This is a genomic window from Pseudomonas sp. PDM16 (genome assembly GCF_014851865.1).
Classification (GTDB): Bacteria; Pseudomonadota; Gammaproteobacteria; order Pseudomonadales; family Pseudomonadaceae; genus Aquipseudomonas.
In genome coordinates this window covers 1,135,997-1,149,363 of record NZ_JACVAM010000001.1, presented here as the reverse complement: position 1 = coordinate 1,149,363, position 13,367 = coordinate 1,135,997, and the positions used below count along the sequence as shown (strand labels likewise).

At 57.9% G+C, this 13,367-nt stretch carries 12 protein-coding genes; all 12 read right to left on the bottom strand.

Annotated features, from left to right (window positions below; all coding sequences use genetic code 11):
• Positions 1-10 precede the first annotated feature (10 nt).
• From gspD to IB234_RS05305, 12 genes are read right to left on the bottom strand one after another with little or no spacing between them, the layout of a single operon-like run.
• Positions 11-2,194 carry a type II secretion system secretin GspD gene (gene gspD, locus IB234_RS05360; protein ID WP_192315001.1) on the bottom strand — a complete coding sequence of 728 codons (2,184 nt, stop codon included), beginning with the start codon at positions 2,192-2,194 and terminating at the stop codon, positions 11-13.
• Between the two features lie 35 nt (positions 2,195-2,229).
• A complete protein-coding gene (locus IB234_RS05355) occupies positions 2,230-2,694 on the bottom strand; it encodes a hypothetical protein (protein WP_192314991.1) in 465 nt (154 codons plus the stop codon).
• 8 nt (positions 2,695-2,702) lie between these two features.
• On the bottom strand, positions 2,703-3,293 hold the full coding sequence (gspM, locus tag IB234_RS05350) for a type II secretion system protein GspM (RefSeq protein ID WP_192314989.1): 591 nt from the start codon (positions 3,291-3,293) through the stop codon (positions 2,703-2,705).
• Positions 3,290-4,402 carry a PilN domain-containing protein gene (locus IB234_RS05345; RefSeq protein WP_192314987.1) on the bottom strand — a complete coding sequence of 371 codons (1,113 nt, stop codon included), beginning with the start codon at positions 4,400-4,402 and terminating at the stop codon, positions 3,290-3,292. The genes gspM and IB234_RS05345 overlap by 4 nt, the downstream gene beginning before the upstream one ends.
• 5 nt (positions 4,403-4,407) lie before the next feature.
• Complete coding sequence (locus IB234_RS05340; protein WP_192314983.1) at positions 4,408-5,199, bottom strand: type II secretion system protein GspK; 792 nt, start codon at positions 5,197-5,199, stop codon at positions 4,408-4,410.
• Positions 5,200-5,219: 20 nt separating this feature from the next.
• A complete protein-coding gene (locus IB234_RS05335) occupies positions 5,220-5,813 on the bottom strand; it encodes a prepilin-type N-terminal cleavage/methylation domain-containing protein (RefSeq protein ID WP_318651975.1) in 594 nt (197 codons plus the stop codon).
• Positions 5,810-6,220 carry a prepilin-type N-terminal cleavage/methylation domain-containing protein gene (locus IB234_RS05330; RefSeq protein WP_192314970.1) on the bottom strand — a complete coding sequence of 137 codons (411 nt, stop codon included), beginning with the start codon at positions 6,218-6,220 and terminating at the stop codon, positions 5,810-5,812. The genes IB234_RS05335 and IB234_RS05330 overlap by 4 nt, the downstream gene beginning before the upstream one ends.
• Positions 6,217-6,669 (bottom strand): GspH/FimT family pseudopilin, encoded by a 453-nt coding sequence (locus IB234_RS05325; RefSeq protein WP_192314968.1) that lies wholly within the window; start codon positions 6,667-6,669, stop codon positions 6,217-6,219. Before IB234_RS05325 ends, IB234_RS05330 begins: the two co-directional genes overlap by 4 nt.
• Before the next feature lie 3 nt (positions 6,670-6,672).
• Entirely contained in the window at positions 6,673-7,098 is a 426-nt protein-coding gene (gspG, locus tag IB234_RS05320; RefSeq protein ID WP_192314966.1) for a type II secretion system major pseudopilin GspG, read from the bottom strand.
• Between the two features lie 54 nt (positions 7,099-7,152).
• Positions 7,153-8,364, bottom strand: a complete 1,212-nt coding sequence (locus IB234_RS05315) for a type II secretion system F family protein (protein WP_192314963.1) — start codon at positions 8,362-8,364, stop codon at positions 7,153-7,155.
• A gap of 1 nt (position 8,365) precedes the next feature.
• A complete protein-coding gene (gene gspE, locus IB234_RS05310) occupies positions 8,366-10,045 on the bottom strand; it encodes a type II secretion system ATPase GspE (RefSeq protein ID WP_192314961.1) in 1,680 nt (559 codons plus the stop codon).
• 53 nt (positions 10,046-10,098) lie between these two features.
• Positions 10,099-13,338, bottom strand: a complete 3,240-nt coding sequence (locus IB234_RS05305) for a class I SAM-dependent methyltransferase (RefSeq protein ID WP_192314959.1) — start codon at positions 13,336-13,338, stop codon at positions 10,099-10,101.
• Between the last annotated feature and the right edge of the window lie 29 nt (positions 13,339-13,367).

The window sequence follows — 13,367 nt, the reverse complement described above, 5'->3', positions numbered from 1 at the left end:
TCACTTATAACTAATTTTTCCCGGAAAACTCTTCACGAAAACTATCCGCTATTCCTGGCATTTTCTGACGGAACTCCTCACCTACCCGCCCGAAGTCCCGATAACGATTGATCGCCTTGGGCGTAATAGTCACCAGCAGCTCTGTTCTATTGCCATCGCTGGTGGTTGTGCCAAATAGCGGGCCGAGAATCGGCATAGACCTCAGATACGGTATTCCGCCATTTCCGTCGGAGCTCTTGTCCTGAATCAGACCGCCGAGAATGATGGTATCCCCACCCTGAATGGCGACAGAACTCTCGATACTTCTCTTGAGGAAGGAACGCTGCCCTGTCGCAACGTCGCGCTCCCCAACATCGGTAACCTCCTGCAGGATATCCATGACAACCAGTCCGCCAGAGTTGACGCGCGGACGGACCTTCAGTTGAACACCAGTATCCTTGTACTCGACGTTCTGAGTGAGAACCCCGGTATTCCCAGTATTGACAGTCTGACTGGTCTGCACTGGCTGCTGGTCACCGACCATGATGCTGGCTTCACGATTATCCAAGACCAACAGAGACGGCGAAGACAGAGAACGTACGTTCGACTTCTTCTGCAGCGCATTGATCACCGCACGCCAGTCAGACCCGCTGAACAGGTAGGAGAAACCTGGTGGAGAGGCTGCGACCGCGCCGGCATCATTCATTGAGAACAAGCCGCCCTTGGTCAGAACCCCCTGCGCATCACGGGAGGCATTGAAATACCACTCGACGCCATAGTTAAGCTCATCGGTAAGAGAAACTTCCCAGATGGAAACTTCTACGAGCACCTGCGCAGGGGTCTTGTCCATCTTCTTGAGCGCGGAACGAATATCACGCCAATCCTTATTGGAGGCCATCACCAACAAGCTGTTATTGGCCTCATCCGCGACAATACGAGCACCGCTCTCGGTGGTGGTGCTGGTTGCGCCCCCGGTAGTCGACGACTTGCGGCTGGAGGAGCTGAAAGCCAGGCTGCCGCTGGAGTCACTTCCGGACGAGGAGTTCAAGGAGGAGGAGCTCGACAGTTCGCTGGACTCCAACCCCGGCGCCACTGTGCCGGAGGTAGTCGGAGCGGCCGCGCCATTGCCACCGCCGTATAGCTGGCTCAACAGGGTAGCCAGGTTGGCAGCCTCACCGTTTTCTACGTTGTAGACATAAAGCTGCGAGCCGGCCTGCTCGTCATTACGGGCCGCGCCGTCAAGCTGGCGAAGCCAATGGCTTACGCTGCCAAGCTGCTCGGAGCTCGCAGCGACCACCATGACACTATTCAATTCCTCCAGCGCCATCAGACGTGCCGAGCTGGATAGGCTCTTCAGGTCCGGGTTGCTCAATAGGTTGTTGAATCGCTCCACCAGCAGTTCCGGATCGAGGTTCAGCACCTCATAGATCCCGAACGACATGCCCTTCAGGACATCAACGTCGAGCATGTCCAGCGTACGTAGCATGTTTTGCAACTGCGGCCCCGAGCCACCGACCATGACGATGTTGCGCACCGGGTCGATTCGGAGGATGTTTTCCTTCATGCCCAGCGGCTCGAAGATCTTCTCGAGCTCGGTCACGGGCAGGTAACGCAAGGGCACGATGCGAACACCGTACCCTCTGGCGGTGGAAGCTGATTTGGTCGCAACCGGTACGCTGCCCTTGAGCTTATCAGCCGGGCCGATGCGATAAACCCCCGACACGTCTTTGACCATCGCGATACCCTGGACCTCCAGAGCATGCTCCAGAAGATCCAGCAAGCTATCGCGAGGCACTGGATCGGTAGAGACCAATGTGATCTCGCCGCCAACCTCTCCAGCTACGGTATAGGGAACCTTCAGCATGTCCCCCAACAGAGCGCCTAGAACGTCCGAAAGTGGTGCCGCGTCGAAGTGCACATTGACCAGCTGATCCGATGCGGTAGCCGGCACAGGCGTAGCCAGAGGAGAAATGACGTTCTGGTTACCCTTGTGTTCCAAAAGGACACGACCAGCGGGTTGCCGTTCTTCGGCCTCGGGCTGCTCTTCGCGCATCTCGCCGTCGGCAGACATCTTCACAAAGCTGGAGGGAAGTGCAGGTTGCTCTGGCTCCTGCGGCGCAAGTAACGAGCTGCAGCCGGAAAGCATGAGACTGCAGAGCACTGCAGCCAACGGCGTCAGCCGGAGCCTTCCGCGCCCGAGCATTTCGATTCTCATCTGATCATTTTCCAACTTGGATGAAATATTTTTAATCATTCGTTAACAGGCTGCAGAACGACGTTCGAGGCACGCTCCGGCACCAGACTCAGCTCAACACGGCGATCATTGGCTACGAGTACAACGATGCGATCTCTCACGGATTCGATCTTGTATCCCTCAATGACATCGCCCACCATCAGTTTTTTCACTGGCTTATCCTTGGGTTTGAGCAATACCGTCTGCCCCAATATTCCTGCCAGCCTGAGCCCTTCGATAGTGCCAGTAGAGACAGCAGCTGGTAGTTCCCCCTCTTGTTCAAGCACACGGGACTGCCAGAACAATGGAGCTTGTAGAGCAAGCTGCCTGGCCGCCCTGTTCTCCTCAAGCCCCACGGGCAGCTCATACGGTGCAAGACGCGGAGTGCGCACATCTGCAACATCGACCAAAACCCATCCCAGCACGCACAGGCTAAGTGCGAACAGGAGCCCGCCCGCAAGCCAGATAGATGTTCGACTCAACTCAGCTCTCAAGGCTCCTGCCCCTCACTGACCAGGGGAAGGAAGGTCACCACGGACATCTCGATTTCAAGCAGCTGCTTCTGAGGAGCATCTCGGCGACCACCCTGCAAAACAGGGGACATCCTTACATCCTCGATAAGCAACAGTGGCCGCATGAGCTCAATCTCGTCGAAAACCGTCAAAACACTGGGCAGGGTGCCCGAAAACAGGAAACGCATCCCTACGATCTGGTGATCATCACGCTGCAGCCCTCGCAGCGCAGATACGGTGCGCACCTGTACCCCTTGAGTGCTCAGAAGGTCGGTCACCCGTTTCTGAATATCCAGCTCGATCGCCTCGGCGCTAGCAGCCTGGTAGACCCAACGATCCAAACCTCGCTGCTGGAAGTCTGCGTATGCCTGCTCCAAATCATCACGAGAGGCAAGCATCGCCTGCAAATGCTGCATTACCCGCCCGTCCTTGGTCAGCTCCAGTTGATAGCGGTCCCAACGAGAAATCAGAGGAGTCGCGACGAGTGCGACAAACAGCAGGAAGAGCGCAGCGGCAATGGTGAGGCTTGCTAAGCCTTGACGATGCGATTGCAACCAGGAGGCGTTCATTCAGGCTCCTTGGCCGGCGCGCGAAACTTCAAGGCAATTCGGAACTGATCCAAACCACTGCGGGGGTCACGACTCAATGGCGCGGAAAACCGAGCCCCCTCGAACAGAGGCGACGAATTGATGATATCGATCAGATCCACCACGCCGTTACCCACCCCTCCCAACTCGATGGCTCCGTCACGAACCACGAAGCTATTGACGTAAGCAGAGGCAGGAATGAGCCGAGTCAATTCGGCCAGTGTGGCAGTTGGCGTAGGAACCGACTGCCGTCTAGCCGCCATGAAATTGATTAGTGACAGCTGATCATCCAGGCCTTGCATCTTCGCCTTGAGATCCGCCGCCCTAGCATTCAGCTCAAGCAGCTCTTGCTTGCGCTCGACCACCAGAGCACGCTGCTTGATGACAGGTACCACCGCTGCCGCGAGAAGAGCAACCACCAACGCCAACGCCAGATAGGCGTTGAGATTCAGACGGCGCCACCAGCGTCTCCCCGGCACATGCCCCTGCAAAAGGTTGAAAGGCGCTACATCGCCCTCGACAACCCTACTCGCCCGGGTAATTGGCAGGCCAAGCGCTGACTGCAAACCTTCTAGAGCAGGGTCGACCATTTGCCTTGGTGCAACGAGCACATCGACCTCAAGTTCCTGAGCATCTTGATGGATGGCCGCGACCCGCGCATCGAAATAGACCTGACTTGGTGCAAATGGCGTCAGACGAGAAAGCTGATAGCGAACGGAGTCGAGCAACGACATGCGAGCCGCAGATGGCAAGCTTATGCGGCGAACCAATACTGTCGTCGAAGGCAGCACGAGCACAACATCCAAACGGTCTAGGCGTACACCTTGCGGCAGATAGCGCCTCAAGGTGCCGGGCTCGGCGACCGCCACAATCTCCGGCGGAATGTTACATAGCTGTACATTGCCTGCTGGTTTCTGCAGCGAAAGAACCAGACCAGACTCATTCTGCTCGATGACGAGAAGTGGTGGCGTGCGGAAAAAGAAGCTCTGCCAACCTGCTGGCAGTATCTGCTCAAGCCCCGAAAGCCACCATTGCCAAGTCTTGCTCAGGTCCACCCCAAACAGGCTCAGGCTGCCAGTATCAATACGCATCTAGCTTATTCATCGAAGGTAAATGAAGCATTGTACTCGTTCCATCGAACGATCTGATAGCCGGACTCAATACCCTCAAAGGCCACGACCGCCTCTATACGACGCTCCAATGGAGGACGTCCGAGCTGCACCTGAACTCGAAAGAACATGGTGGTTGCCGAGGGATCGCTAGCGGCCTCCGGGTCATTCGACAACGCAGCACGAGCCGCGAGAATGTCATCAGCACGATCCGGGTATAGCGCGCGCAATAGCACCGCAGGTGCGAACTGCTCATTAACGGCATCATTGAAGGAGTCGACCGTCAAAAGACCGATAGCCCCCTGGAGCGCGGCTGGATTGACACCATCCAGCAACAAGAGCTCGTTGGCCGAAAACCAAGGCCGAGGCTCCTGCCCCGCCTGTGGCGCCTCAGATACGGGGGGCTCACGGCGTGCAAATATCTGCTCCACCACATGCTCGGGATTCTGTACCGATGGTGTCAGAGCGGTGAAAAAAGCCATCAGCGTCTCCCGGCTGGAACCGTTGAGGCTGACAAATGCATCCTCCGGGACGACACGAAACGCTACTGGCTCTGCAAGGGGCAACAAGAGGACCCGCCCCATCAGTCTCGGCCATTCTTCGCCACCAAGGTTATACATCGCACTGAGGTAAGCCAATGCAGCCTCGGCAGAGGCCCGAGCCTCTGCCCGGTTCACCACATCGGCGGCGTTGTCACGCTCTACTCGAGCGACAGCAACGAATCCCATGAGCAGAACACTCAGCAGCGCAACCACCCAAAGAACAACGATCAGGACCACTCCACTCTGCTGCCGACGCCTCATTGCTGCGCCCCCGGCATAGCCGTCATGGTCACAGGGATCACCATTCTCGGCCATCCCTGCCCCCCCGAGATACTCACCGCCACCAGCACCGGCCGATGCTCAGGAGAGACGCGCTCCATCCATTGACCGTCGGCAAAGTATGAGAACCTGACACTGAGACCTTCACTGACAAGCTGGAAAGCACTCCCTGCAAACAAATCATCAAGTGAAACGCCTAGGCGCATTGGTGCAAAGCGCATCCACACTCCCGCCTGCCCATTTGGCGCATTGGCTATCTCCACCACATGCGGTGCATCCCCAGCAGACATCGAGAGTGGCGCTATATAGCGCATCGAAACCGAATCCCCATCGAAAGAAAGGGTGGGCTGAAAATTCGCATCTTGCAGTGGGGCGTCCATTGCCTGGCTGAGATGGCGATAAAGCAGATCGCTAAGCCGCCGAGCATCTTCAACCGAGGAGACATGAGAATCTAACGCCTGCCAGGAACGCAGCCCCGCGCGGAAACCACCAAATAACACGACGGTCAGCAGCGCCATCAGCGTAAGAGCAACCAGAACCTCAAACAACGTGAAGCCCCGCTGCCGGCTCACTTCGCCACCTCACGAAATGTCCGCAGTGACACAAGGGAAAGGCTCTTCTCTACACCTGGCTCACCCCAGCTAACCTCGACTTGCACCCGGTACAGCACCGCTCCCACTGCGGCTACACGAGCCGCATACTCCCATTCCAGAGGGGTTACATTAACCACCCAGCGGAAAGGTTGGTCAGCATTCTCGACGCCTTGGAACACCCCCGGCTGCAATGGCGTGACCACTCCAACCTCGGCCATCCGCGACTGCGCCACCAAAACAGCCTGAGCGCGCTGGTCAACTAGCCGGAGATTACTTAGCCCCTGAGAAAAACCGCCCAAAATCACTGACAAGAGCAACGCCGCCACAACGAAGGCCACCAGCACTTCCAGAATCGTGAATCCAGCCTGACGAGCGCCCACCCTCACCGACCAGCCTCCTGATCACGAACAGTGACCCGGCCACTCAGCCAATCAATTTCAACAGAGACACTTGCATCGCCCTGCGTCAGGAAGAGCGCCCCACCCGTCGCGGATCCGTCGGGAAAAAAGCGGAAACCCGCTCGGCGAGCGTCGATCTGCGTGCTCGCAACCTTCGCACGGATAGATACATCACTCGGGATATCTTTAGCCTTTCCAGCGCCCACGGCGTAGGTTTTCTTGTCTAGGTCAATCCAAAGAACAGATGATCGCTGGGCAGACAGTGCAGAGGTGCGAGCTTTACGAAGGGACACTGAAATATCACGAGCGACATCATTGACACTCGTCTCCATACCTCGAGTAACAGCCGGCACCACCAGTGCCATGGCCATCGCAACGATAGCCAGCACCACCATCATCTCCAGCAGGGTGAACCCGCCGCCGCCGGCTCGCCGCACGAATCATTCCCAGCCGTTGATATCTGCCGCTTCACCCTCACCACCCGGCTGCCCATCGGCACCGAGAGAATAAAGGTCGAACGGGCCGTGTTTACCTGGGTAGCGGTAGGAGTAGTCGTTACCCCAAGGGTCCTTCGGGACGGCCGACTTGCGCAGGTATGGCCCCTTCCAGCGTGTCACCCCGGACGGCTGCTCGATCAGCGCCTTGAGACCGGCACTCTGCGCAGGATAGCTGCCGACTTCCAGGTGGTACATGTCCAGAGCGGCGGACAACTCCTGGATTTGCATGGCAGCGGTATCGCTTTTCGCTCCGCCGACGTACTTCATCACGCGCGGACCGACCACTGACATGAGCAGCCCGAGAATCACCAACACCACCAACAGCTCGATAAGGGTGAAACCCTGTTGCTTGCGAACCTGACGCTTCATAACGACCTCTGAAACCGAATCAATGAACTGTTTTTACTAATGGGGAATCAACTATCAACCGATCAACTCGTTAACTCCAAGAATCCCGAGCAGGATGGAAACGATGATACCGGCAATCAGAACCCCCAACGTCAGGATCAGCGCGGGCTCCAGCAGGGCCAGCAGACGTTTGGTCACGACAGCGACTTCGTCCTCGTATATGCCGGCCACTTTCACCAGCATCTCTTCCAGGCGCCCCGTTTCTTCGCCGACCTGCATCATGTGCATGGCTAGTGGCGGAAAGTCATTACTCGCCAGGAGGGAAGAACTCAGGGATTTACCCTCCTTCAGCTCGCCTATGGCTACCTCGATCGACTGGCGCAGAAGATCGTTGCCGATGGTCTCGCGAGCGATACCCAACGCGGCGACCAGTGGCACCCCGCCCTGCATCAGCACGCCCAGTGTCCGGGAGAAACGAGAGGTTTCCAGGTTACGCACCAAGTCACCGACCAGAGGCCAACCCAGCATTCTTCGGTCGAGTTGAGCCTTTACTGCCGGCTGCCGCAACCAGTGTCGCCCCCCCATGTAGGCACCCACGGCAGCGCCCAGCACCAGATACCACCAGTCAGCCATGAAGGCTCCGGCATTCATCACTAGACGCGTCGGCGCTGGAAGGGTTCCCCCCATGTCCGAAAAAAGATCGGCAAAGCTAGGCACGACATAGGCCAGCAGGAATACGAGAGAAAGTACCGCTACGGCCAGCAGGATCAGTGGATAGGTCATGGCAGAAGAAATCATCTGCCTCAGCGCTTTCGACCGTTCAAGATATTCAGTCATGCGCAACAGCGACCCTTCCAAGGAGCCGCTCGCCTCGCCCGCGCGAATCATGCTGATGTAAAAAGGAGAGAACTCTCCGCGAGCAGAAAACGCCTCCGCCAGCCCCTTGCCTTTACGAACCTCGCTGCGCAGCTCATGCACCATCTCGCGAGCAACCGGATCGGACAACTCCTCCAGAATACCCAGGCTACGATCCAACGGCAGCCCCGAGGAGAGCATTATTCCCAGCTCGCGAGTGAAGTGCAGAACCCGATCCCGGCTCTTGCCCCCTCCCTTGCGCCCCGCCGCGGAAGGCTTGGCACCGGCGCCGACCTTGCTTGGCACGATACTGAGCGGTGTCATACCTTCGCGGGCAAGCCAATCCGCAGCGGCGTCTATCGAAGCCTGCTCGATGACTCCGTCGACAGCCTTACCGTTGCGATCAACCGCCTTGTATTTGAAGTGAGCCATATTAGCGAGACATCTTCGCGACACGTAGGACTTCAGCCAGCGAGGTAAGCCCCTGCATGGCCTTGAGGACACCATCCTCGAACATCGTGCGCATGCCGGCGGAGCAAGCCGCTCGATAGAGCTGCTCACTACCTGCCCGCTGGAGAACGAGATGACGGATCGCATCATCCATCACCAGCAACTCATGAATACCCATACGCCCCCGGTAGCCAGTGTGAGCACACTCGCCACAACCAACCGGCTTCCAGAAACTGGCAGGACGTCCGTCCAGCAGATGAACAATACCCATGTGCTCGATTCGCTCGTCATCCACATCGTCCGTTTCTCGACAGTGCGGGCAGAGAACTCGCACCAGGCGCTGCGCCATCACAGCATTGATGGTGGAGGTGAGCAGATAGTCCTCGATACCCATATCGAGCAGTCGGGTAATGGCGCTCGGCGCATCGTTGGTGTGCAGCGTGGACAGCACGATGTGGCCGGTCAGGGACGCCTGAATGGCGATACCGGCTGTTTCCTGGTCTCGCATCTCCCCGATCATCACTACGTCAGGGTCCTGACGCAGGATAGAACGCAGTGCGCTGGCGAAGTCGAGACCAAGCTTGCTAGCTGCCTGGATCTGATTGACCCCCTGAATCTGGTACTCCACCGGGTCCTCGACCGTCAGTATCTTCTGATCGACGGTATTCAGACGACTCAGTGCCGCATAGAGAGTCGTCGTTTTACCGCTACCGGTTGGGCCCGTAACGAGGAAGATTCCATTGGGGCGATCAAGCACATCCTTGAAGCCACGAAGCACCGTGTCGGATAGACCGATGGCATCCAGATCGAGATTCATGCTCTGCTTGTCCAGAATACGCATGACCACACTCTCTCCGTGCATGGTCGGCACACTGGAAACACGCAGATCGATCAGACGGCCCTGCATCCGGAGCTGGATGCGACCATCCTGGGGGAGCCGGCGCTCGGCGATATTGAGCCGGGACAGAATCTTCAGTCGCGAAATTACCGCGGGGGCGAGCTTCGCGGGAGCCTTTTCGACTTCTTGCAATACCCCATCAATGCGAAAGCGGATGGACAGCTGATGCTCGAATGGTTCGATATGGATATCCGAGGCCCGGCTTTCCAATGCCCGCGAGAAAATGCTGTTGACCAAGCGGATGACCGGCACTTCGCTGGCCATGTCCTTCAGACGCTCGACATCGGCCTCGCCACCATCGAGCTCGACTCCGGGAGCAGCATCCACGTCGGAGCGCGAGGCACCCGCGCCATACAAGCGCTCATAAGCCGCATCCAACTCCGACGATACGGCAAGCCATGCCTCGACCGGACGACCTGTAGCGAGCTCCACAGCCTGCCGAACGAACTCATCGGCTGGATCAAGCATCGCCACCACGACAAGCGCGTCACTTTCCTTCAGCGGAATCACATGCTGGTCACGCATGAACGCTGGCGAAATCAGACCCTCCAGGACAGGGTCAGCCGGATAGTCGTCAGCAGTTGCCAGGCGATGACCGAATGCCTCCACCAGACATGCTGCGACATCCCGCTCTGCAACCATGCCAAGCCGAACCAGGATATGTCCGAGCTTCCCGCCCGACACAGCTCGAACCTGCAGCGCGCGCTGCAGATCCTCTGCCGACAGTTTGCCAGCCTCGACCAGCAGCGATCCCAGGTATTGCATTCAAACGCCTCTCACGGCCGCATGCCGGGCCGACTTATCATTCAGTACTGCGATCAAGCGCGGAAAACCAATCGCTTGATACGAGCGCGCAAACCATGCGGAACCTGCACAAGCAAAGGCTGAGCCCAAGGCTGGCGAATCACGAATCGAACCACGCGGGAACTGAATCGCTCCGGTGCACGCTTGCCACGCGGCATAGTAGCCAGCGACTTCCATACCCCATACAGGCTCTGCCAGCTCGCACGATCAAGAGGCTCAATCTTCGATGCCGCCAGCTCAGCGCAATAGCCTACCGTATAGTCGAACTCAGCGGCACGCGACTCGGATTGCACCTCACTCACTGGCGCCCCCTTGATCAATTGCTCACGCACCTCCAGCAAAAGAGCCAACATCTCGCTCGGCGTCGGATCTGCCTGGAAAAGCCATGTGCGATCCCGTTCAGCCAGTCGCTCGGGGAATGCGCCGATCTGCGGCGCGACAACGGGCAGGCCCGCCCTCAAACATGCGGACAGGGTATAGCTGTAGGTTTCTGGGCAACTACCCGGGAACCATGCCACGTCGGCATCGAGCTCCTTTAGAAGCCCAGCGAGTTCGGCCTCCTGATAAGCGCCATGCACTTCTAGCGCACTGAAAGGCTTGCAGCGGAGTTTCCGATAGGAGTAGCCAAGCAGATGAAACTCTACAGGGGTTCGCGCGGCCCGCGCCTCAAGCGCTACCGCCTCGAGGAGATCGGCCCCTTTGATGATTCCGAGCGCCCCAAGGACAACTACCTTAAGCGGCTTCTCCGGTAAGGCACCCTTCGCCACAACGGGAATTCGCAGGTCTCCCGTCTCGTGGATGGCGTGGATGTATCGAGCCTTGTCGACGTACCGCCGCATCCTCCGCTCAGTATCCTGACTGGGCACGAAGACGCGCTCAGCACCACCTAACAGCACCTCACCAAAACGGCGCCAGGCAGCAATGTCTACACCTCCCGGCGCAGGGCGTTCAGCCAGACAACGATTGCACCCAACTGCATCCGGCGCCCCACAGTAGCGCCCCTGAGCATCGGTCATCGAGTCTTGCGGACAGACCAGATAATAATCATGCACCGTCATGTCATACGGGCACTGCAGGCGCTCAGGGAGTGTAAACACCGGAGCCGCCAGGCCGATGGTGTGATGGATATGGATACGCGCCACTCCCAGCGCTTCAAGCGTCGCGACCAACGCCTCGAAATCCGCAAACGGATCAAAGACCATTCGAGCATGGCCATCGCCATGAAGACCGAGCGACACCAGCCCGCCCTCCTCCACGGGAACGAGCTCATAGAAGGTCGCCTGCCCCTCCAACTGCGCAATCAGCATCTCCAGATGACGAGCAGTACCGCCACCTCGTTTGTGGCTGATCATCAGCACGATCGGGAGCCCTCGGCTTCGGCTGACCGCCAGATCGGTTGCGAAGCGGACATGAGCAACAGGATCCGCCTCGACATGCTGGCGAATGACCAGATCGTATTGCGGAAACGCCCCAAGAAGCGCTTTACGACCTACACGCTGGTTTTCGCTCTGGGTCTCGGCAAAGCTGACGCCACCCTCGTGGCGCACGAAGGTGTCGGCAGCCAAAACATGGCGCCAGCCTAGTTGAGCGGAGCGCATGCAGAACTCGTTCTCTTCGCCATAGCCTCGGCCGAACAGCTCGGCGTTGAATGGGCCGCTTTGCTCCAAACAGGTTCTGCGAATGAACATGCAGAAGCCCACCGCCGTGGGCAAGTCCACCTTGACGCCAGCGTTTGCTTCCCGGAAGACCCTATCCAATGAGGCGAGGTCGAAGCCCTCCGGCAGCTCATTGTCTGCGCACAACACCGGATAGCTGCAAATTGTGGCGTTGTTCGAGAAGGGCGTGACCGAACCTATTCCCGCCTCGGAATACGCCACCGACTGCAACCGATCCAACCAGTCATTGGCCACCTCGGCATCACTGTTGAGCAGCACGACATCGCGCTCGGGATGCAGAGCCATGCCTAGATTGACCGTCTGAACAAAACCTCTGTTGAATTCGTTCTTCAGCAGCGTAAAGCGCCCGGCCGCTGCCTGCTGATCCAGCCAATCCGCCAGATCCGGATCCGGGCTGCAGTCATTGATCACGACCAGCTCAAACTCAGTAGCGATATCGCTGCATAGCACGGACTCGATGCAGCGCTGGGTGAGTTCGAAATTGCGATAGACAGGCACGATGACGTCGATGATAGGTCGATGCCCAGATGGAGACGGCGTCGGTAGAGACGGGACCTGCGCGCTCAGCACGCGATCCTTCTGCCCCAGAAGCCGCATCAACCGATTACGCCCTCGCCAGAGTCGGCTACGCGAAATGAGCTCGGCAATACGAACTTGGGCGGTAGCCTGATCGGAGTATGTTCTCAGAAAACTCCGATCTGCCTCCATGGCAGACCGATAGGCCTCGAAATCTCTCAGGAGATTGAAATGGACGTCAGGAGGGCAAGCAGCCTGCAGCTGAGCATCGCGCTCTTCCACCACATGTCGAGCATGGGTCAGCTGACCTCCCAGCGACTCGACCTGCTCACCCAATGCGGCAATACGGGTGCTTGCTCTACGAAGGGCTATAGAGTCGCCGAGCTGGTGAAAGAAATCGGTGACTACCTTGGGATTCGATCTGGCATATGCCAAAAAATCCAGAACACTCTTGGGCACTGCATCCCCGACAGCGAGTACGCCCAAACCGAAGCCAAATGAAAACTCGAAGGAGGGGTACTGCTTCTCCAGATCCTGCCAGAGGCGCCAAACCTCAAAATCCGAATGGCGCACTACCGTATCGTGGAACAGCACCACACCCTGCCGACTCATCTTCGGAAGCCAGGTTTCGAAATCGTGCCGCACTGCGTCGTAGGTGTGGAGGCCATCGATATGCAGGAGATCGACTGTACCGTCCGCAAAACGCTCCAGCGCCTCATCGAACGTCATGCGCAGCAGGCTAGAAAATGACGAATAACGCGGATCATGCCAAGCGGCCAGATCAGCCAGAATCTCATCGCCATAAAGTCCAGCCTGGCTATCCCCCTGCCAGGTATCAACCGCAAAGCAGCGGGCCGCGAGGCCCTGATGGACAACGCCTTGGCAGAATGCGCTGTAGGAGTCTCCCCGATGGGTGCCTAGTTCGACTAGAACTCCCGGCCTGAGCAGCCCCAGTAGAACCATGGCAAACGGCATATGGCGATGCCATGACTCGATGGCAGTAAGCCGCTCCGGCGGCTGAACCAGAGGCAGAAATTCGATCAGATCAAGCTTTTCGGACATGAAAAATGCTCAGAAAACAGGAAAAGTCA